The 23,218-nt window shown below is 37.7% G+C and carries 27 protein-coding genes and 1 pseudogene; 19 read left to right on the forward strand and 9 right to left on the reverse strand.

Going from position 1 to position 23,218, the window contains the following annotated elements:
- The coding region (locus tag AS180_RS16380) for a DUF4372 domain-containing protein (protein ID WP_139109214.1) at positions 1-190 on the reverse strand (190 nt) is incomplete at its 3' end.
- Positions 191-369: 179 nt separating this feature from the next.
- On the opposite strand from AS180_RS16380, the gene AS180_RS16385 reads away from it, so the two are divergent.
- The 9 genes from AS180_RS16385 (at position 370) to AS180_RS16425 (ending at position 9,617) form a co-directional block, all read left to right on the forward strand.
- Positions 370-1,008: a helix-turn-helix transcriptional regulator gene (locus tag AS180_RS16385; protein WP_090752854.1), complete on the forward strand. Its 639-nt coding sequence runs from the start codon at positions 370-372 to the stop codon at positions 1,006-1,008.
- 36 nt (positions 1,009-1,044) lie between these two features.
- Positions 1,045-1,851: a pyruvate, water dikinase regulatory protein gene (locus AS180_RS16390; RefSeq protein WP_025911626.1), complete on the forward strand. Its 807-nt coding sequence runs from the start codon at positions 1,045-1,047 to the stop codon at positions 1,849-1,851.
- 282 nt (positions 1,852-2,133) lie between these two features.
- Positions 2,134-2,619: a YaiI/YqxD family protein gene (locus AS180_RS16395; RefSeq protein WP_025911624.1), complete on the forward strand. Its 486-nt coding sequence runs from the start codon at positions 2,134-2,136 to the stop codon at positions 2,617-2,619.
- A gap of 41 nt (positions 2,620-2,660) precedes the next feature.
- Entirely contained in the window at positions 2,661-4,469 is a 1,809-nt protein-coding gene (gene dnaG, locus AS180_RS16400) for a DNA primase (protein ID WP_061784757.1), read from the forward strand.
- 63 nt (positions 4,470-4,532) lie between these two features.
- Positions 4,533-5,663 (forward strand): RNA polymerase sigma factor RpoD, encoded by a 1,131-nt coding sequence (gene rpoD / locus AS180_RS16405; RefSeq protein ID WP_025911620.1) that lies wholly within the window; start codon positions 4,533-4,535, stop codon positions 5,661-5,663.
- 309 nt (positions 5,664-5,972) lie between these two features.
- Positions 5,973-7,112: an acyl-CoA dehydrogenase family protein gene (locus tag AS180_RS16410; RefSeq protein ID WP_062687166.1), complete on the forward strand. Its 1,140-nt coding sequence runs from the start codon at positions 5,973-5,975 to the stop codon at positions 7,110-7,112.
- 170 nt (positions 7,113-7,282) lie between these two features.
- A complete protein-coding gene (cccA, locus tag AS180_RS16415) occupies positions 7,283-7,642 on the forward strand; it encodes a cytochrome c550 (protein WP_025911618.1) in 360 nt (119 codons plus the stop codon).
- A 149-nt stretch (positions 7,643-7,791) separates the two neighbouring features.
- Positions 7,792-8,499 carry a tRNA (adenine(22)-N(1))-methyltransferase gene (locus AS180_RS16420; protein WP_025911616.1) on the forward strand — a complete coding sequence of 236 codons (708 nt, stop codon included), beginning with the start codon at positions 7,792-7,794 and terminating at the stop codon, positions 8,497-8,499.
- The gene (locus tag AS180_RS16425; RefSeq protein WP_062687167.1) at positions 8,496-9,617 is read left to right on the forward strand and encodes a Nif3-like dinuclear metal center hexameric protein; all 1,122 of its coding nucleotides are present in this window, start codon (positions 8,496-8,498) and stop codon (positions 9,615-9,617) included. The genes AS180_RS16420 and AS180_RS16425 overlap by 4 nt, the downstream gene beginning before the upstream one ends.
- A gap of 27 nt (positions 9,618-9,644) precedes the next feature.
- Here AS180_RS16425 and AS180_RS16430 read toward each other — a convergent pair whose 3' ends face one another.
- Positions 9,645-10,595: a 4-hydroxy-3-methylbut-2-enyl diphosphate reductase gene (locus AS180_RS16430; protein ID WP_061784754.1), complete on the reverse strand. Its 951-nt coding sequence runs from the start codon at positions 10,593-10,595 to the stop codon at positions 9,645-9,647.
- 184 nt (positions 10,596-10,779) lie between these two features.
- On the reverse strand, positions 10,780-11,430 hold the full coding sequence (vrrA, locus tag AS180_RS16435) for a VrrA/YqfQ family protein (RefSeq protein ID WP_062687168.1): 651 nt from the start codon (positions 11,428-11,430) through the stop codon (positions 10,780-10,782).
- 183 nt (positions 11,431-11,613) lie between these two features.
- On the opposite strand from vrrA, the gene AS180_RS16440 reads away from it, so the two are divergent.
- The 3 genes from AS180_RS16440 (at position 11,614) to AS180_RS22730 (ending at position 14,107) form a co-directional block, all read left to right on the forward strand.
- Positions 11,614-12,933: a DEAD/DEAH box helicase gene (locus AS180_RS16440; RefSeq protein ID WP_025911611.1), complete on the forward strand. Its 1,320-nt coding sequence runs from the start codon at positions 11,614-11,616 to the stop codon at positions 12,931-12,933.
- An 18-nt stretch (positions 12,934-12,951) separates the two neighbouring features.
- Complete coding sequence (locus tag AS180_RS16445; protein ID WP_025911609.1) at positions 12,952-13,842, forward strand: deoxyribonuclease IV; 891 nt, start codon at positions 12,952-12,954, stop codon at positions 13,840-13,842.
- Positions 13,843-13,969: 127 nt separating this feature from the next.
- Positions 13,970-14,107 carry a hypothetical protein gene (locus AS180_RS22730; RefSeq protein WP_156413501.1) on the forward strand — a complete coding sequence of 46 codons (138 nt, stop codon included), beginning with the start codon at positions 13,970-13,972 and terminating at the stop codon, positions 14,105-14,107.
- Between the two features lie 71 nt (positions 14,108-14,178).
- Here the strand turns inward: AS180_RS22730 and AS180_RS16450 are convergent, their stop codons facing one another.
- Positions 14,179-14,430, reverse strand: coding sequence for a DUF2624 domain-containing protein (locus tag AS180_RS16450; protein ID WP_025911607.1), 252 nt, complete (start codon positions 14,428-14,430; stop codon positions 14,179-14,181).
- A 210-nt stretch (positions 14,431-14,640) separates the two neighbouring features.
- Between AS180_RS16450 and AS180_RS16455 the strand changes: the two genes are divergently transcribed.
- From AS180_RS16455 to AS180_RS22735, 4 genes are all read left to right on the forward strand, one after another.
- A complete protein-coding gene (locus AS180_RS16455; RefSeq protein WP_078989269.1) occupies positions 14,641-15,420 on the forward strand; it encodes a metal ABC transporter ATP-binding protein in 780 nt (259 codons plus the stop codon).
- The gene (locus AS180_RS16460) at positions 15,417-16,259 is read left to right on the forward strand and encodes a metal ABC transporter permease (protein WP_025911604.1); all 843 of its coding nucleotides are present in this window, start codon (positions 15,417-15,419) and stop codon (positions 16,257-16,259) included. Before AS180_RS16455 ends, AS180_RS16460 begins: the two co-directional genes overlap by 4 nt.
- A complete protein-coding gene (locus tag AS180_RS16465; protein ID WP_025911602.1) occupies positions 16,256-16,681 on the forward strand; it encodes a Fur family transcriptional regulator in 426 nt (141 codons plus the stop codon). Before AS180_RS16460 ends, AS180_RS16465 begins: the two co-directional genes overlap by 4 nt.
- A 125-nt stretch (positions 16,682-16,806) precedes the next feature.
- Positions 16,807-16,950: a hypothetical protein gene (locus tag AS180_RS22735; RefSeq protein ID WP_156413502.1), complete on the forward strand. Its 144-nt coding sequence runs from the start codon at positions 16,807-16,809 to the stop codon at positions 16,948-16,950.
- Positions 16,951-17,024: 74 nt separating this feature from the next.
- Here the strand turns inward: AS180_RS22735 and AS180_RS16475 are convergent, their stop codons facing one another.
- Positions 17,025-17,597: a 5' nucleotidase, NT5C type gene (locus tag AS180_RS16475; protein ID WP_062687170.1), complete on the reverse strand. Its 573-nt coding sequence runs from the start codon at positions 17,595-17,597 to the stop codon at positions 17,025-17,027.
- A 143-nt stretch (positions 17,598-17,740) separates the two neighbouring features.
- On the opposite strand from AS180_RS16475, the gene AS180_RS16480 reads away from it, so the two are divergent.
- The gene (locus tag AS180_RS16480; RefSeq protein ID WP_025911599.1) at positions 17,741-18,088 is read left to right on the forward strand and encodes a DUF4190 domain-containing protein; all 348 of its coding nucleotides are present in this window, start codon (positions 17,741-17,743) and stop codon (positions 18,086-18,088) included.
- A gap of 36 nt (positions 18,089-18,124) precedes the next feature.
- On the opposite strand, the gene ispG is transcribed toward AS180_RS16480, so the two are convergent.
- Both ispG and AS180_RS16490 read right to left on the reverse strand, forming a co-directional pair.
- Positions 18,125-19,219 (reverse strand): flavodoxin-dependent (E)-4-hydroxy-3-methylbut-2-enyl-diphosphate synthase, encoded by a 1,095-nt coding sequence (ispG, locus tag AS180_RS16485; protein ID WP_174521173.1) that lies wholly within the window; start codon positions 19,217-19,219, stop codon positions 18,125-18,127.
- A gap of 150 nt (positions 19,220-19,369) precedes the next feature.
- Positions 19,370-19,699 (reverse strand): LysM peptidoglycan-binding domain-containing protein, encoded by a 330-nt coding sequence (locus AS180_RS16490; protein WP_062687171.1) that lies wholly within the window; start codon positions 19,697-19,699, stop codon positions 19,370-19,372.
- A gap of 85 nt (positions 19,700-19,784) precedes the next feature.
- Between AS180_RS16490 and AS180_RS16495 the strand changes: the two genes are divergently transcribed.
- Positions 19,785-21,002, forward strand: a complete 1,218-nt coding sequence (locus AS180_RS16495; RefSeq protein WP_025911595.1) for an MFS transporter — start codon at positions 19,785-19,787, stop codon at positions 21,000-21,002.
- A gap of 89 nt (positions 21,003-21,091) precedes the next feature.
- Positions 21,092-21,877, forward strand: coding sequence for a hypothetical protein (locus AS180_RS16500; RefSeq protein WP_062687172.1), 786 nt, complete (start codon positions 21,092-21,094; stop codon positions 21,875-21,877).
- Positions 21,878-22,006: 129 nt separating this feature from the next.
- Here the strand turns inward: AS180_RS16500 and AS180_RS16505 are convergent, their stop codons facing one another.
- On the reverse strand, positions 22,007-22,783 hold the full coding sequence (locus tag AS180_RS16505) for a DUF1189 domain-containing protein (protein WP_062687173.1): 777 nt from the start codon (positions 22,781-22,783) through the stop codon (positions 22,007-22,009).
- A gap of 299 nt (positions 22,784-23,082) precedes the next feature.
- A pseudogene (locus AS180_RS22740) lies at positions 23,083-23,218 on the reverse strand (IS1380 family transposase); the annotation flags it as partial.

Genomic DNA, 23,218 nt, shown 5'->3' on the forward strand with positions numbered 1-23,218 from the left:
TCTCACTGACTGCACGCAGACTCTCGGTTTCGTTGAGTTGTGCGAATACGAGTAATTTCAAGAATGAAGCAATGTACAGCTTCTTTGTATAGGAATTTAATTGATAGCTTTCAACCAATTCCTCGAGTTTTGTGGAGAAAATCGGTGAAAACCATTGTTCAAATGATGTTTTTCGTGTAAACTTATCCATGCTTATTGTCCTTTATTTTGGATTTGGATGGTTTATTACCACCCAACCATTATAAAGGATTTTTTTGTGCATGAATAATATTGCAGAAAATTCAGATTTATAAAGGGCTTTGAATTATTTTAATGCGACGCTAGTGATAATGTTTCTATAAATAGTATGTCACATTTAACAGTTAGGTGGTGATTAAAATCGAACTAAATAAAAGACAAGAGCACATCTTACAGATTGTAAAAGATCAAGGTCCCATTACTGGAGAGCATATTGCAGATAAGCTAAACTTAACGCGTGCAACGCTGCGACCGGACTTAGCGATTTTAACAATGGCAGGTTATTTAGAAGCACGACCTCGTGTGGGTTATTTCTATACAGGAAAAACAGGGGCGCAGCTGCTAACGGATAAAATCAAAAAAATCCAAGTTCAGGACTATCAATCTATTCCTGTTGTAGTCAATGAGAATGTGTCCGTATACGATGCGATTTGTACGATGTTTCTAGAAGATGTAGGAACGTTGTTTGTTGTGGATGAACAGTCGTTATTAGTAGGAGTTCTATCTCGAAAAGACTTGCTGCGTGCCAGCATCGGGAAACAAGAGCTTACATCAATTCCTGTTCATATTATTATGACTAGGATGCCTAACATTACATATTGTCATCGTGAAGAGCTTCTCATTGATATTGCACAAGTGCTGATTGAGAAACAAATTGATGCCATTCCCGTGGTGAAAAAAGTAGACGCAGGACTTGAGGTAGTAGGAAGAGTGACCAAAACAAATATCACAAAATTACTAGTAGCACTGGCTCATGATGAAGTATTATAATCGAAGTGATTAAAATGATTAAGGGGATGTGCCAAAATGAACAACCCATGCTTATATGTAATTTCAGATTCGGTTGGGGAAACAGCAGAATTAGTTGTCAAAGCAGCTTCCAGTCAATTTAATATGACGGAGTTTATTATTAAACGAGTTCCTTATGTAGAAGATACTGCTACGTTAGCAGAAGTGGTATCTTTGGCTAAGTTGAATAATGGAATTATTGGATTTACGCTTGTGAAACCAGAAATGCGAAACTTTTTGCTGAACGAAGCGGCTAAAAAAGGCGTGGAAGTTTTTGATATTATTGGACCGCTTATTGATAAAATTCAATCATCCTATCAGCTATCGCCAAGATATGAACCAGGAACGGTTCGCAAGCTAGATGATGATTATTTCAAAAAAGTGGAAGCGATTGAATTTGCAGTTAAATATGATGATGGACGAGATCCAAGAGGCATTCTGCGAGCAGATATTGTGCTCATTGGAGTATCACGAACGTCTAAAACGCCGCTGTCTCAGTTTTTAGCTCATAAACGTTTAAAGGTGGCTAACGTTCCAATCGTACCGGAAGTAGATCCACCAGAAGAACTCTTTCACGTGTCGCCTAAAAAATGCATTGGCCTGATGATTAGTCCTGATAAATTGAATGATATTCGCAAAGAACGTTTAAAATCATTAGGACTAAATGACCAAGCTATTTACGCAAACATTGAAAGAATTAAAGAGGAGTTAGATTTCTTCCAAGGAATTGTCGATAAAATTGGATGTGAAGTAGTGGACGTCTCAAATCGAGCTGTAGAAGAGACTGCTGGAATTATTGCGAAAATCATTCAACAAAAGAAATAAAGCAGTTGTCAGTTGCACGAAGAAATGACGTGACAACACTGTGTTGCTTTATGAGCCATCATTCCTGAATGATGGCCCTTTGCGTAAAGGGCTACTCTTTAACTTTATGGTAGAAAATATTGCGTAGTTATATTATAATTAAAAATTGTGATAAAAAAGAATAGTTTTAGGTTTAGACTCTGTGAAGAACGAATAAACTATTTATATAAATGTCAAGGATTGAGTCTAAAAAGTATTCGACAAACGCAATCTACATGAAATTACAAATGGTAGAAGGAATCTGTGGAGGGATGTAGAATACAGAGTTATAGCAAAAGAAACTATACGATTTTTGTCGATGCTGATGCGTGTCCTGTAAAAAAAGAGATTGTAGAACTGGCACATACATACTGCGTTGAGGTTGTTTTTGTTGCTTCATATGCTCACATGCAAACAAACCCTTCAGCTGGTAAGTGGGTTTACGTAGATAGTGAGAAGGAAGCAGTAGACTTATACATTTTAAATCATGTTCAGCAAGGAGATGTCGCTGTAACACAGGATACAGGGTTAGCGAGCATGCTTCTTAGTCGACGTGTTTATGTATTGTCTCCACGTGGAAAAGTATATAGTGAGAACGATATGGATACGGTTCTTTTTTTTCGATATGTTTCAGCAAAGGAAAGAAAAGCAGGTCGCTATTCAAAAGGTCCTAAAGCTTTTAACGATGAAGACAGAGAAAAATTCAGCACAGCACTCGAAAAAATATTGTCGAAACGTGAAGGAATTTAGCTTTTGATGAAGAATTACTATAGAAATACGGAGCTGTTAACATGGCAAATCGAATTCCTGATGAAGTGATTGATCGTATTCGGCGTTCAGTAGATATTGTCGATGTCATAAGCGACTATGTGCAGCTAACGAAACAGGGCCGAAACTATTTTGGGCTGTGTCCGTTTCATGGGGAAAATACACCATCGTTTTCCGTATCGCCAGATAAGCAAATTTATCATTGCTTTGGCTGTGGAGCTGGAGGAAACGCATTTTCATTTGTTATGGATTTAGAGGGGCTTTCATTTACCGAAGCTGCTCAACACCTTGCTGATAAAGGAAACATTCCATTTGAATATGAAGTGCAACAGCCGAGCTCTGAGGGTTCAAAGTCAGAAAATGCCCTTGTTGATGCACATGAGCTTTTAAAGAAATTTTATCATCATTTATTGGTAAATACAAAAGAAGGCCAGGAAGCCTATGACTATTTAATCAACCGTGGTTTCACAAGAGAAATTATAGACGAGTTTGAAATTGGATATGCGCTAGATTCCTGGGATTTCGTTACTAAGTTTTTAACAAAGCGTGGATTTAAGCCAGATGAAATGGAAGCTGCAGGTCTTATTATTAAACGAAATCAAGAAGAAAGCTATTTCGATCGGTTTCGAGATCGAGTTATGTTTCCTATTGCAGACTTACAAGGAAGAACCATTGCTTTTTCAGGTCGCCTATTAAAAGAGATAAAAGGGCAGCCTAAGTATCTAAATAGTCCCGAAACTTCAATCTTTAATAAAAGTCGTACACTCTACAATTTTCACCGTGCAAAAAAACACATCAGAAAAAATCAACAAGTCATTTTATTTGAAGGATTCGCAGACGTTATTTCATCGGTTACTGCTGAGTGTCAACAGTCAATTGCAACGATGGGTACTGCGCTTACAGAAGAGCAGGCAAAAATTATTCGTCGAAACGTTGAATCCGTTATTGTATGCTATGATGCAGACTCGGCAGGTATTGAAGCTGCGTATAAAGCTGTGAATATTTTAACAGATGCAGGCTGCTCAGTAAAAGTCGCCACGATGCCGGATGGATATGACCCTGACGATTATATAAAAGAGTTTGGAGCAGCAAAATTTCGAAACGAAGTCATTGAAAACAGCTTGACGCTTATGGCGTTTAAAATGCGATACTTGCGACGTGGTAAGAACTTGCAGATTGAAGCTGATCGCATGAAGTACATTGATGAAGTGTTAAAAGCAGTTAGTCAATTAACAAAAGCGGTCGAAAAAGACTATTACCTCAGGCAACTGTCTCAAGAGTTTTCAATTTCATTAGATGCTTTAAAGGAACAGCAGCAACAAGTTCGCCATGAAGTGAAAAAGAAAAAGGATAATGATTCTTGGAATAGAAATACTATATCAAGACATCCTGTCACCAAAAAAAACCTTCTTCCTGCACATGAAAATGCAGAGAGGCATTTAATTGCATATATGCTAAAAGACAGGGATATAGCGTTTCGGATTCAAGATCTGCTTCAAGCACAGTTTAATATAGAAGAACATAGGGCTCTTGTGACATACTTGTATGGTTACTACGAAGAAGGGTATAGTCCTAACCCAAGCAACTTTATCGAACGTATTCCTGATTCAAATCTGACAGGTTTAGCTTCGGAACTAGCGATGATGTCAATTAACGAAGAATTGTCGGAGCAAGCGTTGCATGATTACATTCAACAAGTGTTGAATTATGAAAAGAAGTCCATAATAAAAGAAAAAGAGCAGCAAAGGCAAGAAGCGGAGCGTCAAAAGGATTATGTAAAGGCTGCGACGATTGCAATGGAAATTTTGGAATTAAAAAAGGCGTTAAAATAAAACGTGTTTATTAGTCCCACTTTTAAAAAAGGTGTCCTCAAAATTTTGGAAGGAGGGGATTTGATGGCTGAAAAATCAGCACATTCAAAGCAACTTGATTCAGATTTAACAATAGAGCAAGTCAAAGAACAATTGACTGAAATTGGTAAAAAACGTGGTGTTCTCACATATGAAGAAATTGCCGAGCGCATGGCAAATTTTGAAATTGAGTCCGACCAAATGGATGAATACTATGAATTCCTTGGTGAACAAGGTGTTGAAGTGATGAGTGAAGCAGAAGCAAATGAAGATGCGGATCCAGATATTCAACAATTGTCTAAGGAAGAAGAGTTTGATTTGAATGATCTTAGCGTGCCACCAGGAGTAAAAATCAATGACCCTGTTCGTATGTATTTGAAAGAAATTGGTCGTGTAGATCTTCTATCTGCTGAAGAAGAAATTAACTTGGCAAAACGTATTGAAGAAGGCGATGAAGAAGCTAAGCGCCGTTTAGCAGAAGCAAACTTACGTCTAGTTGTAAGTATTGCTAAGAGATATGTAGGACGCGGCATGCTTTTCTTAGATTTAATTCAAGAAGGAAATATGGGCCTAATTAAAGCAGTTGAAAAGTTTGATTACCGTAAAGGTTACAAATTTAGTACGTATGCAACATGGTGGATTCGTCAAGCCATCACACGTGCGATTGCAGACCAAGCAAGAACAATTCGTATTCCTGTACACATGGTAGAAACAATTAACAAGTTAATTCGTGTTCAACGTCAATTACTGCAAGACTTAGGTCGTGAGCCATCTCCAGAAGAAATTGCAGAGGATATGGATTTAATGCCAGAAAAAGTACGTGAAATCTTAAAAATTGCGCAAGAGCCTGTTTCACTTGAAACGCCTATTGGTGAAGAAGATGATTCTCATTTAGGTGACTTCATTGAAGATCAAGATGCAACATCGCCTTCTGAGCACGCTGCTTATGAACTATTAAAAGAGCAATTAGAAGACGTCTTAGATACGTTAACAGATCGTGAAGAAAATGTGCTGCGTCTTCGTTTTGGCTTAGATGATGGTCGTACACGTACACTTGAAGAAGTTGGAAAAGTGTTTGGCGTAACGCGTGAACGTATTCGTCAAATTGAAGCAAAAGCGCTACGTAAGTTAAGACATCCAAGCCGCAGCAAGCGCTTAAAGGATTTCTTAGAATAGAATTTGTGATGAATTAATAGTTTACTTCTATATAGGAGTAAACTATTTTTTTGCTTCTTTTTTTTACCAATCACTACCCTTTGAATATATTTTACTGAAATGAGTTTTGTTTTGCAAATGCTCTTTTAAAAAAAATCCACTAATTTATCCAGTCACGCCCTTAAATGCAATCGCTGTCATTTTTTAAAAGAAACTTTAGTTTATTATATCATGAAATAGATTCTCTTATTTTAAAAGTTGAGAAAATTTACAAAAATGACTTATAATTAATTATTGTAAGCGTATACATTTTGTTTGGGGGGATTTGAGATGAATTTTGAATTAACGGCAGAACAGAAAATGATTCAAAAAACACTTCGAGAGTTTTCTGAAGCTGAGGTTGCACCAGGAGCATTGGAACGAGACAAGACGAAAGAATTTCCGTTAGATGTGTTTAAAAAGTTATCTGATTTAGGCGTTATGGGACTTCCTTTCCCAGAAGAGTATGGTGGGGGTGGTGCTGATACGGTCAGCTTTGCAATTGTAGTAGAAGAGCTAAGCAGAGCGTGTGGTTCAACGGGAATTACATATTCTGCTCATGTATCGTTAGGGGGTGCGCCTATTCACCTATTTGGAACACCGGAGCAAAAAGAAAAATACTTAGTTCCAATCTGCACAGGAGAATCGTTTGGAGCATTTGGGTTAACTGAGCCTAATGCGGGAAGTGATGCTGGAGGAACTGAAACAAGTGCAGAGTTAGAAAATGGTGAATATATGATTAACGGTAGTAAATGCTACATTACCAATGCAAGCTATGCAAAATTTTTAGCTTTGACAGCTGTAACGGCAAGACATGAAGGAAAAAAAGAGATTTCTGCGTTAATTGTGCCGACTGATGCAGCTGGTTTCTCAGTCATCGATAATTATGAAAAGATGGGACTTCATGCTTCAAATACAACGGAACTAATTCTAGAAGACGTAAAAGTGCCAGAAGAAAATCTACTTGGCAAAAAAGGAGAGGGATTTAAGCAATTCTTAAAAACGCTCGACGGAGGACGAATTGGAATTGGAGCAATGGGAGTTGGAATTGCTCAAGCGGCTTATGAAAAAGCTCTTGCTTATGCACAAGAAAGAAAGCAGTTTGGAAAAACACTTTCGTCTTTTCAAGCAATCCAATTTAAACTAGCAGATATGGCCATGAAAGTGGAACTGGCAAGAACAATGGTTTATAAGGCAGCATGGCTGAAAGATCAAGGCAAACCTTTTACTAAGGAAGCAGCCATATGTAAACTATATGCCTCTGAAATATGTATGGAAGTAGCGAGCCAAGCGATTCAAATCCACGGTGGATACGGTTATATGAAAGAGTATCAGGTTGAGCGCTTTTTACGTGATGCCAAGCTGTTGGAGATTGGCGAAGGGACATCTGAAATTCAGCGTTCCGTTATTGCTAGGCAAATTGGGTGCTAATTAACTACTTGAAAAGTGTAAACGCTTCGAAAAATAGTAGATTTTATGGATAGGTTAGATAATTCTGTAAATAAAACCCTTTCACTTGTCCTCGTTTTACAGTAAAATAAAGATGCTTATACTATTTTTGCTATTTCACGGGATGGGAATACATAAAGGGGGTATAGTTAATGAATCGAAATCCACTGATACCATTTTTGCTTATTGCACTTATTGGAATTGGATTAATGGTAACCTTCTCATTTAATGGTCTCAACAACGCAGAAGAAATAGCCGCTGAAAAAGAAGGTGGAGGCGAAGAAGATCAAGCCTCAGCAAAGCCTGAAGATCTCTATCAACAAAACTGTATTGGATGTCACGGCGATCAGTATCAAGGAGGCGTAGGGCCAGCTTTAAAAGGAGTGGGCGACAAGCTTTCTGAAGAAGAAATTGCTGATATCCTAGTGAACGGAAAGGGATCAATGCCACCAGGGTTAATATCTGCTGAAAAAGCTCCTGAGATGGCGAAATGGGTTTCAGAAATTAAATAAATAGGATTTTTATGGTAGCCTCTTACAAACGAAGAGGCTTTTTTTTATGGGATATAGGAAATAATAGAAGCGGAGTCACAGTATGATTCGCAACAGTGTTTGTGATAAAATAAGGAACAGTAATTACATAAAGAATAGGTGACAAGACAATGAATGAGCTAAAATTATCCAAGCGACTAGAAGAAGTCGCAAAATCAATTCCAAAAGGAGCTATGCTTGCTGATATTGGATCAGATCATGCTTATCTACCTTGCTATGCATATTTACAAGGGTATATAAAAGGAGCAATTGCAGGTGAAATTACAGAAGGTCCTTTTCAATCAGCTGTTAAGCAGGTAGAAAAAACAAACTTAACAGACGTTATTGAAGTAAGAAAAGGCGATGGGTTATCTGTTATTAAACCGGGTGAAGTAGACTGCATTACAATTGCAGGAATGGGTGGAACTTTAATTCAAACCATTTTAGAAGACGGGAAAGAAAAGCTACAGGGCGTTACAAGACTTGTGCTTCAGCCTAATATTGGGGCTCATCATATCAGACAGTGGTTAATTGAACATAAATGGTCTTTAATTGACGAAAAAATCATGGAAGATGACGGTCGAATCTATGAAATTCTTGTTGCTGAACAAGGAGAGCCGTTAGAGTCTTATGATGAAAAAGTTGAAGCGGGAATTTTAGTAGGTCCAATCTTAGCAAAAGAGAAAAACGATGCTTTTAAAAAGAAATGGAATCATGAGCTAGCTCATACAAAAAAGATCGTCGAGCAAATGGAGAAATCAGCTACAACAAAAGAAGGGCAAGAAAAAAAGAAAAAGCTAGAAAATGAAATTCGAATCATTGAGGAGGTTTTATCATGAATAAAGTACCAAACGGTTATCAAGTTATTGAACTGTTTGAGTCTTTTTCCCCGAAGCACTTAGCTATGGAAGGGGATAAAATTGGTTTGCAAATCGGGACATTAAACAAGCCGGTTCATAAAGTGATAATTACCTTAGATGTATTAGAAACGGTTGTTGATGAAGCGATTGAAAAACATGTTGATCTCATTATCGCTCATCATCCTCCTATCTTTCGACCATTACAACAAATTCAAACGGACCAACCCGCTGGCCGTATTGTTGAAAAGTGCATTAAACATGATATTGCGGTATACGCTGCTCATACGAACTTAGATATTACTGAGGGTGGGGTTAACGATTTGTTAGCTGATGCATTAGGTTTGCAAAATACCGAAGTGCTTGTTCCAACGGGTGCTGAAGAACTAAATAAACTTGTAGTCTATGTGCCAAAAACTCACTATGAAGCCGTTCACCAAGCTATCTCAGAAGCCGGTGCAGGTGAGGTAGGGCTATATAGTGGCTGTGCTTTCTTTACAGAAGGGATTGGAACCTTCACTCCATCTGAGCAGGCAAACCCTTATATCGGCTCACAGGGTACTGCAGAACGCGTGAACGAAGTGAAAATTGAAACGATCTTTCCAGCAAAGCTTCAAAAAAAAGTTGTACAAGCTGTGCTGCGTGCTCACCCATATGAAGAAGTAGCGTATGACATTTATAAGCTTAAGCAAAAAGGAAAAGAGTACGGTCTTGGGAAGATTGGAAAGCTTCCTCGTGAGATGACTTTAAAAGAATTTGCTCATCATGTAAAAGAAGCGTTAGATGTAGAAGGGCTAAGAGTTGTTGGTGACTTACATGATACGGTGAAAAAGGTAGCCGTATTAGGTGGAGATGGTAACAAATACATCTCTAATGCAAAGTTTAAAGGTGCGGACGTTTACGTTACAGGAGACTTATATTTTCACGTAGCTCATGACGCGATGATGATGGGATTGAACGTTATCGATCCTGGTCATCATGTGGAAAAGGTAATGCGTCAAGGGGTTGAAAAGAAAATGCAAGAGCTATGTAAAGACAAAAAGTTTGAGTGCACGATCTTTTCTTCTCAAGTTGATACAAATCCATTTACGTTTCTATAAAAAAGATGCTCATCAGAGCATCTTTTTTTAGGATGATTTTTTTGTACGTACTTTTGGTAAGATTTTTGATAAAGGAACAGCTTTTTCGCGCGTCCAAGTCGTTTCATCAGCAGGGTCAAACTGCTCTAGATACTTAATGACTTCTTTTGTAATTGGCGTAGGAGTTGATGCACCAGCCGTTACAGCAACAGAAGTAGCATCTTTAAGCCAATCCACTTCAAGTTCAGAAATATCGCTAATACGATAAGCTTTTGTTCCAGCAATCTCTTCAGAAACCTGCGCTAGGCGGTTAGAGTTATTACTTTTTGGATCACCAACAACAATTGTCACGTCGGCTTCTCCGGCTTGTTCCGCTACCGCTTCTTGACGTACTTGTGTTGCTAGGCAAATTTCTTTATGAACTTCAGCATGAGGGTACTTCTCCTGAACTTTTTCAATCACATCGGCTACGTCCCATTGGCTCATTGTTGTTTGATTAGTCACAATGATTTTATCTCTTGTAATCGCAAGGGATTCCACATCTTCTTCTTTTTCAATTAGATGAACGATGTGAGGTGCAATTCCAACTGCACCTTCTGGCTCAGGATGGCCTTTTTTGCCGATATAGACAACCTCATAGCCTTCTTTTTCTTTTGCAAGAATAAGGTCATGGGTTTTTGTTACGTCTGGACACGTTGCGTCAATGGTAACAAGTCCTTTTTCCTTTGCGCGTTCTTTTACTTCTGGTGATACACCATGAGCTGTAAAAATGACCGTACCTTCATTAATTTTATCTAAAATCTCTAAACGGTTTGCACCGTCTAGGGTAATGATTCCATCTTCTTCAAACGCGTCTGTTACGTGCTTGTTATGCACAATCATGCCTAATATATAAATTGGGCGTGGAAGTGATGTATCCAAAGCTGCGTTGCGTGCAATAACCATTGCATCAACAACTCCATAGCAATAGCCGCGTGGAGCAATTTTTATAACCTTCATTAGTATCCTCCTCATCATAAGGTGACGAGTATTTGTAAACTCCTTTCTATTATATAAAAGCATGAACAATAATACAAAGAATATATTGGTGCTGTAATGGTTCATCTCAATAACTGGAATTAGCCCTTAGTTTCGATGCAAGTATGTATAAAAGGTAGATGTTAACCTCTCTACCTTTTTTATCTTAAATGTAAAGCTTTGGTGTTGATTGGCGTACCTTTTTAACAGATTTAATTTCTTGATTATCAAAATCAAACTCGTCACTTTCCGATTTTTTTTCTTTTTCGTCCTCTTTTAAACCATCAACCTGCTTACTTACTTCATTTTCTTTTTCTTCGCTATCGTTATTTGCGTCATTCTCTTCTCCTTCATCTGTATCCGCCGTTCGTAATAGCTGATACATTTTTAGGAGAGATGGAGCGTTTTTAACGAGTGGTCCGTATTGTTGTACCATTGGCCCCATGGTTTCAGCTACTTTAATAACCTTTTGAATATTGGTCATCATAGAGCTAAGCGTAGCAGGGTTCGTTAAGTTCTGCAAGTTACTTAATAATGAAGCAGACGATGCTGGTGTAGCTGCACTTTGAACCGTATTAAATAGAGAAGTAGGTGGAATCATCCTTTGAGATCCAGCAGCTCCAGAACCTCCAATGGCTTCAGGACCTCTGGCACCAGAACGACCTCTTCCAAATATACGAGCTAGTAAATTCCCTGGACCACGAGACGTTCTTTGAGGGTTGATTCCCTGTGTATTCGGGAAGAATGTTTGTTGAGTATTAGTAGGTCCAAAAGGACTCTGCATACGAGGGGGAAAGGATGGTCTTCTTGGAATCAAAGAGCGCACCTCCTTTAGGTTAGTAAACTTCTTCTTTATCCTATGCATTTGTACCGAAAATGTTTGCAAAACCCAACATAAGTTTTTAGAATCGAAATGATCAGTAGTCAGCGAGAGCAAAATGGATTATAATCATATATTGTGTTTAAAATTGAACGTGACAGTAAAAAAAGGAGATTTAATATGGAAAAAACTAACTTTGAACGTTTTGAGCTACAGCCATTTTTAATAGAAGCAATCAAGCAATTAGGGTTTTATAACCCAACGGAAATTCAAGAACGCTTAATTCCATCAGTTTTAAAGGGAGACAGCGTTATTGGTCAGTCGCAAACTGGAACAGGTAAAACACATGCATATTTACTTCCTCTTTTAGAAAAAGTAAATCCAGCAAAACAAGAAGTACAGGTTGTTATTGCGGCACCAACACGTGAGTTAGCTTCACAAATTTATAAAGAAGTACTAAAGATTACGAAGTACTGTGAAGAAGGCAAAGAAATTACGGCAAAATGTTTTATTGGTGGAACAGACAAGCAGCGTACGATTGAAAAGCTAAAAAAACAGCCGCAAATTGTCGTTGGAACACCTTCACGTTTATTTGACTTAGTGAATGAAAAAGCGTTATTTGTTCATACAACTGCAGCAATCGTTGTGGATGAAGCAGATTTAATGCTTGATATGGGCTTTTTAGAAGATGTAGATCGCTTAGCGAGTAGCATGCCTGAAAAGCTTCAAATGCTTGTATTCTCAGCTACAATTCCAGAGAAATTAAAGCCATTCTTGAAAAAATATATGGATAACCCTAAGTATTCTCACGTATCACCAAACCAAGTAGCAGCAGCTAAGCTAGAGCATGTATTAGTACCACTTCGTCACCGTAACAAGTTTAAACTTTTACATGATATGCTTTTGTCGTATAACCCATATTTAGCTATTGTGTTTACCAACACGAAGAAGATGGCTGATGAAGTAGCGGATGATTTAATGGCAAAAGGTCTTCGCGTAGGTCGTATTCATGGGGATTTAACGCCGCGTGATCGTAAGAAAATGATGAAACAAATCTCAAATTTAGAGTTTCAATACGTTGTTGCAACAGATTTAGCAGCTCGCGGTATTGATATTGAAGGAATTAGCCACGTAATTAACTTTGAGCTTCCTTCAGACCTGGATTTTTATATTCATCGTGTAGGACGTACAGCACGTGCTGGATATTCAGGAATTGCTGCTACAATGTATGATGTAGAAGATGAAGATGCAGTGATTCGACTTGAGAAAATGGGAATTGAGTTTGTGAACAAAGACTTAAAAAACGGTGAGTGGATTTCAATTGATGACCGCAACCGTCGTAAAAAACGTCAAAAGAAAACGGATGACGTTGATAAAGAAGCAAGTCGCTTAATTCAAAAGCCGAAGAAAGTAAAACCTGGTTATAAGAAAAAACGTGCTCGAGAAATTCAAAAATTTGTTCAGAAGAAAAAAAGAAGCGAGCGCCGGAATAATCGATAAAACAGAGGTGGTAACAACATGTTAAAAATCGGTTCACACGTATCAATGAGTGGGAAAAAGATGTTACTTGGTGCTAGTGAAGAAGCTGTTTCATATGGAGCGAATACGTTTATGATTTATACGGGTGCTCCTCAAAATACAAGACGCAAAAAAATTGAAGAGCTAAACATTGAAGCTGGTCTACAGCATATGAAAGAAAACGGTATTGATAATATCGTTGTGCATGCTCCATATATCATTAACATTGGGAATACAACAAATCCAGCCACGTTTGAGCTTGGAGTAGAGTTTTTAACTTCAGAAATTCAGCGCACGCATGCTCTTGGGGCTCGCCAAATTGTGCTTCATCCAGGAGCTCATGTAGGAGCGGGGGCAGAAACAGGAATCAAGCAGATTATTAGTGGGTTAAACGAAGTGCTTCGTCCAGACCAAGAAGTACAAATTGCTTTAGAAACAATGGCTGGAAAAGGTTCTGAATGTGGAAGAAGTTTTGAAGAAATCGCTATGATTATTGATGGAGTGACACATAACGAAAAGCTGTCGGTTTGCTTTGATACATGTCACGTTCACGATGCAGGCTATGATATTGTGAATGATTTTGACGGTGTGCTAAACGAATTCGACAAAACAGTAGGTATCGACCGTATTAAAGTACTGCACGTTAACGATAGTAAAAATAGCTGTGGGGCTAAAAAAGACCGACATGAAAATATTGGATTTGGCCATATTGGATTTGACGCGTTAAATTACATTGTCCATCATCCAGCATTTGTGGATGTACCTAAAATTTTAGAAACGCCGTACGTTGGTATTGACAAAAAGACGAAAAAAGCACCGTATAAGCTTGAAATTGATATGCTAAAAGCAAAAACGTTTGATCCCGAGTTACAAAATAAGCTGATGAGCTAACAGTTAAAATAAGCTGGGACATAAGTATTTGAGCTAACGAGATATCCGAACTAGTGGAAGTTAACGACTTTTGATAGTTTGGGTATCTTTTTGTTTGTTTTGAAAATAAGTTAAAAAGCCTAGTGGAATGGAGCGTAAGACATATGACTCCTGCGGGAACAGAGGAAAGGCTGAGACCCCGCAGCGCAGCGAGGAGGCTCAGATTCCTCTCCGCGGAAAGCGAGTGTCTGCAGCGCAATGGAACGAACTGGTTATTACAGCCTAAAGACTTTAGAAAAGGCATACGTGGTCTTTGAGAAAAAATCGTTTCGTTTTTTCTTAGACTCTTTGTTTATGTTACATCAGTTTTTGGAACAGCTCATTAACCTTTTTAGCCGTTTCACGATCTGTTACTTGAGCAATTTGTTTAATTAAATAACGCCGCTCAGATTCATTGTAAATATTTACAGGTTTTTGCTTAATGACGTTTACAAGAGTATGAGCCTGTTCAGGTGTAATGAATACATTATACTGCTTACTATAGCTAAGCAGCTCTTTGGGTGTTAAGTTATTTATTTTTTTGTTAACGATTTGTTGAACAATTTTCATGTCAATCCCTCCTCGTTATATATATTGTATGAGGGAAAGTGCCACATGTGCCTATTTTCTTTATGTGTTAAAGTTTACAACAAAGTAGGATTGAGGTATACTACTAGAATGATTAAATCGTAACGATTCTGACATGAATGGGGTAACGGCTAAGACAATAAACCGTGCCCTGTTCGTCGTGCTTAAATATAGAAAAGAATGGTGATGGATATGAGTATAGCGAATGCTATTGAAGTTGAACAATTATCGTTCCAATACGATGGGAGATATGTTTTAGAAGACATTAGCTTTTCAATTCCAAAAGGGTCTTTTTTAGGGCTTGTGGGTCCAAATGGCTCTGGAAAATCAACGCTTATTAAATGTATTCTAGGATTGCAGAAGCCTTCAAAAGGATTAATTCGCTTATTTGGGACAGAACAAAGAAAATTTAAAGAGCGAAGCAAAATTGGCTATGTGTCACAAAAAGCAAATAGTTTTAACAGTGGTTTTCCCGCAACTGTATTTGAAGTTGTATCAACAGGGCTAACGTCTAAGATTGGCTTGTTTAAGTTTATGACACCAGCACATCGAAAAAAAGTCAAAGAAGCAATAGCGGCAGTTGGTATGAGTGAGTTTATAAATCGAAATATAGGTGAGTTATCCGGTGGACAGCAACAGCGTATTTTTATTGCACGTGCTCTTGTGAGTGATCCGGAGCTGCTTATATTAGATGAGCCAACGGTTGGTGTGGATGCTCAAAATGTTCAAAATTTTTATCAATTATTAGAAAAGCTAAATAAGGAACACGGAATTACGCTGTTACTTGTTACGCATGATATTGGAACGATCACTGATAAAGTAACGCACGTTGCGTGTTTAAATAAATTTTTACATTTTCACGGGGAATCAAAGGACTTTGAAACGTTTTGTGAGCATGATGTATCCATGTTTTATGGACATGACATTCATATGTTAACTCATCACCATGACCATGGAGGGCAGCACGCATGATTGCAAGTTTATTTGAATTTGAATTTTTACGCAATGCATTTGCAACGGGAATGATTATTGGAATCCTAGCTCCGCTTTTGGGCGCTTTTATCGTTGTGCGCCGCCTTTCTCTTATTGCAGATGCGCTTAGCCATGTAACTCTTGCCGGAATTTCTTTCAGCTTGTTATTGAGTCAGAAAGTAGGGTTTATGCAAGGGGTAAATCCACTATATCTAGGAATGGTTGCTTCAGTTGGAGGATCGCTTTTCATTGAAAAGCTACGTGCGGTTTACAAGCATTACCAAGAATTAGCCATTCCCATTATTTTATCGGGCGGAATAGGAATTAGTGCCATTTGTATTTCATTAGCAGATGGCTTTAACAATGACCTAATGAATTATTTGTTTGGTAGCGTGAGTGCTGTAAGCCGATCGGATTTATGGACGGTTATTGGTATTGCGGTAGTAGTTATTACGCTCGTTTTCGTATTTTATAAAGAATTATTTATTTTATCCTTTGATGAAGAGCATGCGTCAGCATCTGGCATTAAAGCGAAATGGGTGCATTTTTTATTTATCGTAATGGTTGCTTTAGTTATTGCGGTTTCCATGCGAATTGTTGGAATTTTATTAGTGTCATCCTTAATGACGCTCCCGGTAGCAGCGAGCATTCGCTTAGCTAATGGTTTCAAACAAACCATTTTATTATCGGTCATGTTTGGAGAAGTATCCGTACTAGGTGGGTTGTTTTCAGCTTACTATTTAGATTTAGCTCCCGGAGGTACAATTGTTGTCATTGCTGTTATAATTTTAATTATATCAATTATGATTAACAAAGGGCGAAAGGGGAAAAGAACATGAATTTGTCAGAAGCAATTAATTTGTTAAAAGATGAAGGATATAAGCATACTGGAAAACGAGAAGAAATGCTTACGTTGTTTTCAAAAACGGATAAGTACTTAACGGCTAAAGATGTGTTAGAGCATATGCGATTGGATTATCCAGGTCTTAGCTTTGATACTATTTATCGTAACTTATCACTATTTGCAGACCTTGGCATATTAGAGATGACGGAGCTTTCAAGTGAAAAGCACTTCCGCTTTAAATGTGCAACTAAACACCACCATCATCACTTTATTTGCTTAGAATGCGGCAAAACAAAAGAAATTGATGCTTGTCCAATGAAGTATGTAAACGAAGACTTAAAGGGATTCGATGTAACGGGACATAAATTTGAAATCTACGGCAAATGTACGGATTGTAACGAGCAAGTGGTAAACTAAATTTTATAAACAAAGAGGCTGGGATATAAGTAATTCAGCCAATGATAAACCTGAACGATCGAGAGTTTCTCACTTTTAATCGTTCAGGTTTTTTGGTTGATTGTGAAAACAATGTTGGAAACAGGGTGGAATGGAGCGTAGGACACTCGACTCCTGCGGGAAAGAGAGGGAAAACTGAGATCCCGCAGCGCAGCGAGGAAGCTCAGGTTCCTCCCCACGGAAAGCGAGTGGCCGTAGCGCAATGGAACGAACGTGTTGAGACAAACTAAAGAGATGGGAACAGCTAGTGTTCGTCTTTTAGAAGCAATCATTTTGTTATGTCCCAAACTCTTTAGTGTTGCAATTATGATTGTATTTTTAACCAATTGTTTACCCATTCATTTGCTTCTATCCAATTATGAACCCGTACCACTTTTGACGGCACTGGAAGGCGGTTATAAGGTGTATCAAAAAGAATGACGGGTATATCGCACTCTTCGCTTATATCACAAGCATTATCGTGTTTGTCCTCAAAAAAGATATCCACTTTGTGCTTTTTCGCTGCTTCTACTTTAAAGTGCGTTCCAATTAGTTCAATATGATGAAAGGATACATCATGTTCATTAAACCAATTTTCTGTCACATCCAATAGCTTATCTGAGCGAGCGCTGATAAAAAAGAGCTCATGCTGCTTATGCCATTGCTGCAAAATTTCCTTTGCATGTGGAGCAAGAGGGGATGTTTTGTAAATGGCAGCTTCGTTGTCTGTAAACCATTGTGCTAATTCTTCGCGAGTAGCATTTACAAAAGGTAAAAAATCATACTCCGTAATATCTTCGTAAGTTAAATTTGCATTAAATGCTTTATTCAAATGAGGAACAAATGTTTCGGGTGAAGTGACTGTTCCATCAATGTCAATTCCAAATCGTTTAGACAACCAATTGCACTCCAATCTGTAAAATCTTCTCTAGCGGCTTGTTATGTTAAGTGTACTAAAGTAAGAAAACATTAACAACTATAATTTTAAGATGACATCACATACTATAAATGCTCCTTTATTTCAGAAAGTGAGGGATAGACATGGAGAATGAGCAGCATGAACGACGTAAGGATATAGATTATGACGCGTACGAAGCAGACTTTATGGAAGAAACGGCTGCTGAGATAGCAGTTCCAGCTTCAGCACGTGAAGAGCATATTCATCGTGAACATGAAGTAGTTGATCGAGATGAAGGGAAAGGGTATGGGCGTTTTGCGCTAATCCTATCCATTCTTTCGTTATTCTTCTTGCCAATTATCCTTGGCGCAGCTGGGATTATTTTAGGGTTTATCGCACGAAGAAAAGGAGCATATACGTTAGGAGCATGGGCAATAGGAATTGGGATTGTATCCATTATTGTGGGAACCTTTGTCCTCCCGTTCTTTTAACAAAGAAAACAGGGTACCGAAACGGTACCCTGTTTTTTAAGCATTTTGTTCTGCTTTTTGTTTTTCATAATATTCTTCAGCAATTTTATCTACTTCTTTTTTCAACTCTTCAACCATTGTTTCCTCTGGAACCTTACGAACGATTTCACCCTTGCGGAAGAGCAATCCTTCACCTCGAGCGCCAGCAATTCCGATATCGGCTTCACGAGCTTCACCAGGTCCGTTTACTGCACAACCTAATACGGCAACTTTAATTGGTGCCTTAATGTGTGAAATATACTCTTCGACTTCGTTTGCAATGCTAATGAGGTCAATTTCAATGCGTCCGCATGTAGGACAAGAAATTAAAGTCGCTGCGTTAGCTGCTAAACCGAATGATTTTAATAATTCGCGAGCTACCTTTACTTCTTCAACTGGATCGGCACTTAAAGATACACGAACGGTATTTCCAATACCTTTAGATAAAATAGCACCTAATCCAGCAGCGCTTTTTACTGTTCCAGCAAATAATGTACCAGACTCTGTGATACCTAAGTGTAGAGGATAATCAAAAGCTTTTGCTGCCTTTTCATATGCTTCAATGGCTAGGTTTACATCAGAAGCTTTCATGGATACGATGATATCGTGGAAGTCTAAATCCTCTAGAATTTTAATGTGATGTAATGCACTTTCCACCATGCCATCAGCCGTTGGATATCCGTATTTATCTAGAATACGCTTTTCAAGTGACCCTGCGTTAACTCCAATACGAATTGGAATACCCTTAGCTTTCGCAGCGTTCACAACAGCTTCAACTTTTTCACGGCGTCCAATGTTTCCTGGGTTAATTCGAATTTTATCAGCTCCGCCTTCAATTGCTTTTAAAGCAAGACGGTAATCGAAATGAATGTCAACAACTAAAGGGATATTGATTTGTTTTTTAATATCTGCAATAGCATTTGCTGCGCGCTCATCTGGGCAAGCTACGCGAACAACTTGACACCCTGCTTCTTCTAGGCGCTTGATTTCAGCAACCGTTGCTTCAACATCATGTGTCTTTGTTGTTGTCATGCTTTGGATAACTACTTCATTATTACCACCGATTGTTAAATTTCCAACTTTAACAGGGCGTGTTTTTGTACGATGTATAATTTCACTCACGTGATAATCTCTCCTTCAAAAAGAAATCAAGAATTTAGATTCATTAATAGAATAACTCTTTATAGATAAAATAACTAGTATAAAGTGTCGCTTGTTTATTTTAACAATGACAATCTTTGTTTGACAAGAAGTATGCTGTAATTACTTGTAAGTAGGAAATTTATATGTTTTTCCAACTTGAATTTCATGTGGAGAAAGCCCGTTGTTTAAGCTTGTAAAGTCCTTTGATAGCTGATTGATTGAAACGGGAATAGAGCCTTTTAGTGCTTTTTCTATAATGGACAATACTGTATCACCAGCTTTTACTCTTACTTCTATAAAGTGTGTTGTTGTTTGTGTTGGTTTTTCTTTCTCAACATTTGCCATGACAGGAGCAGCTTCAGTTGAGGAAGGGATCGTACCATATTTAATATCATAATGACAAATATAACCAACAAATGCGAGAGCGGCAAGGGCAGATAGTCTTTTCATAAGCTCCTCCTGAAAGCAAATTTTAAATAAACAGGGTGTTATAGCTTATGCTTGCCCAACTTTAACTATGAATGGAGAATTTATTTTGAAAGAAAAATTAATGATGATCTCACTAGGATTATTACCGCTCATTATGGTGTTAGGAAATTCTACTTTGATTCCTCTGTTACCAAATATTCAGCAGTCCTTAGGTTTAAACGAATTGCAAACAGGCTTTATCTTAAGCGCTTTTACAATCCCGGCAGCCATTTTAATTCCAATTGCAGGCATCCTATCCGATCGTTACGGTAGAAAAAAGCTTATTTTAATTTCGTTAACCTTTATTATGGTTGGAAGTGTTATTTCATTTTTAAGCATGGCCATACCAAATGAGGCATTTTCAATTCTAATTGGGGGGCGAGTGATACAGGGAATGGGAGCAGCAGGCACGACAACCCTTGCAATGGCCTTAGTAGGCGATGTGTTTCATAATGATAAGCGAGCGACGGCATTAGGATTATTAGAAGTTTATAACGGAGTAGGGAAGGTAATTGCTCCTATTATAGGTGCAACTGTTGGGCTCGTAATATGGTCTGCTGTTTTTATTGTCTATCCTTTAGTTGCATTGATGGCTTTTTTAGGTATTAGCCGATATGTGGAAAATGTAAAGGGCAGTGAAAATGTGTTAGGAATTAGAGCTTATTTTCAACAAGCTTTTCGAATTGTTTACCAAAGAAAAAAAGAATTGTTTCCTCTTTTTTTTATAGGAGGGGTAGGATTGTTTATTGTGTTTGGTGTTCTGTATTTTCTATCCTTTTTAATTCAGGAAACGTATCATATCGATGGTTTTTTTAAGGGAACAGCTTTTTTCTTCCCTCTCAGTGCGATGACCCTTGCTTCTTACTGGAGCGGAAAAAGAATTAAAAACGATGAGGCACTAATGAAGAAATTAATGCTTCTAGGTACGAGTTTATTATTTGTAACGTTCGGCTTGCTTATTTTTGTTCATTCCCTGTCTGTTTTAATGTTTAGCTTGACGCTTGCTTTTGGTGGGCTTGGCTTTGTATTACCATGCGTCAACATGATGATTACGTCTACAGCTTCAGATGCAGAAAGAGGATTTGTTGTGTCATTATACGGGACAACGCGATTTCTAGGTGTTGCTTTAGGACCCATTGTATATGGAATTTGGATGATGAATGAAAAAAGCATGTACGTGTATAGCTTTCTGACTTTGCTGATAGCGGGTGGCTGGTTGATTTTACGAATCTTCAGTTCAGTTGATATTGGAAAGAGAAAAGTCGTAAAAATGAAATCGAAGTAGTTCTTTTTACCTAAAGAGAACAATTTTTTTACATAGAATTTACAACCTTCTGTCATACTTTTGACTAGTAGTTACAGGGGGGAACAAAATTGAGTATGAACAAACAGAGAAAAAAGAAAAAATCCCAGCAATTTTCACTTTCAGTAAGGTTGTTAGCAGTTGTCATCTTGTTATTGATCTTTGCAATCTCTGCAGTTGGAGCCTTATCTTATATTAAATCCAAAGAAGGTATTGTTTCAGTGATTGAAAATCGTTTGAAAAGAGAAATCAATACTTCGTTTGAAATAACAAGAAATTTAATGACAATGTATATAAATGAGCCGGACGAACTGCAGCGTAAAATGAACCAAAGTATAAAACAACAAATGGCTGAGCTGCAAAGAGAAGGAATAGCAGGTGAAGTAATTCTGTTGCAGAAGGAAAAAGCTGTGACGCTTGTAGAAAATCGTAACGTAACAGTAGATATTTCAAACCCTCTAGAGAAAAAGGTGGAAAGAATAGGGGAGGGTGTTGTCCATTTTCAAGTTAAGGACCAAGGTTACACAGTAGCCTTTAAACAAATTCCTGAAGTTAAATCTTTAATTACGTCTTTTCAGTTAATGTTAGAGCATATGCAATCAATGTTTTTACAACTAAAAGAAACAACTGCTGCTCTTGATAATACGGGTTATATGCTAAAACAAGCCTCGACTAATTCACTTGACCATAATAGACAGTTAGTAGAGATGACAGATCTTTTACAAATAGGCGCTTCTCAAACGGCTACTAGTTCAGAACAAAATATTAATTTTTTTCAAAACATGAATCAATATATAGATAGTATGATTTCTCAAATGAAACAATTATCAATAAATACAAGAGAAATGGATGAATGAGCTAAAATGGGGCAGCTGTCTGTTTAACAAATGTTGAAAATACTGATAAAATAGGACAGGAGTTAGCCACACTTTCCAAAAAACTGCAGCAAGTCGCTCATTTCTTTTAATTACTATAAAGCGTACCTCTTAAGCGTTTAAAGAGGTACGCTTTTCCTTTTTAATCGGAAGCCTAGATAAAATAAATACATATGCAAATAGCACTCCAACTAAATAAAGGCTTGTTGAATAAGGCGCAGAATAAGAGAGCAAATCAATTACCATAAATAGAACAGTCATGGGAGTACTGCTGTAAGCACTCAACACCCAAGCTTGTTTGAACGTCAATATTCTTTTGGTGAAGCGACTCGCGTACAGACCAATCACAGCAAACAGTGTAATTTGAATAAACTTTAATCCTGCTGTTAAACAAAATAATAAAAAGACAGAGAGAGGAATGAAGATAAAAAGTGTATTTTTAATATCTTTTAAGTGATGTAAAAGATTTTCTTTACTTAAAGAATTCCATCCTAAAAGTTCGTATGAATAGACCTGTACTTGGCCCTTAATGGCAAGAAAGACACCATCTTTTAGCAACCCTATTCCATATAAAGGCGGTGCACTTGAAATCTCCTCAGTTGTAATGGTGGAATCTAGAGTAAACGAAGAACTAGAAACATTTCTTTTTTCTTTTTCATACAGTTTGAAATCCTCAAGGTAAACAGCGGTGGATGGGGTTTCAATATGCTGAACGGCGTTTTGATAACCGCTTACAATTGTGGGTATCATAAAAAGCAAAGCTGGTAGTAATGAAAAAGCAGTTAGCAATAAAACATACCCAATGGTTTTATTGGGATGTTCAAACCGAAGCATCACTGCTTTTTTTGGAAGGTATGTACTTATTAAAAAGCGGCGAAACATTTCCATGGGCAAAGCTCCTTATTTTAGTAACATTTGCTTTTTATTTTACCATTATATTCATAATGAAAGTGTGAAAAAATGACTTTTTTTATGTGGATGCTGTGTTATGTAAATGAAACCTGAATTATTCATAGCTAACTAAAATCATTTCGTTTTTCAACTTTTGATCACGATGGTTTAAATTTTCGTGAATTTCAAATGGATGAATAGGTGAAGGAGTCTGGTTGATGCTTAAAAAATGGGGATTCACCTGTTTTTGGGCAGACTGATCCCTTGGTGCGGGTTCGATTTTTTAAAAAGGTGATTTAGTTGAGGGAAAGCTGCTGTACCTGGGTCAGTACGTCCGAAAAGAAGTGCGCATAGACGAAGCTGGATGCTAATTTAAAATGCAAGTAGCGACTCGATTTCACCAGCTTACTTGCTACCTTGATTAATCTCGTG

The sequence above is a fragment of the Priestia veravalensis genome (assembly GCF_001457055.1).
Classification (GTDB): Bacteria; Bacillota; Bacilli; order Bacillales; family Bacillaceae_H; genus Priestia; species Priestia flexa.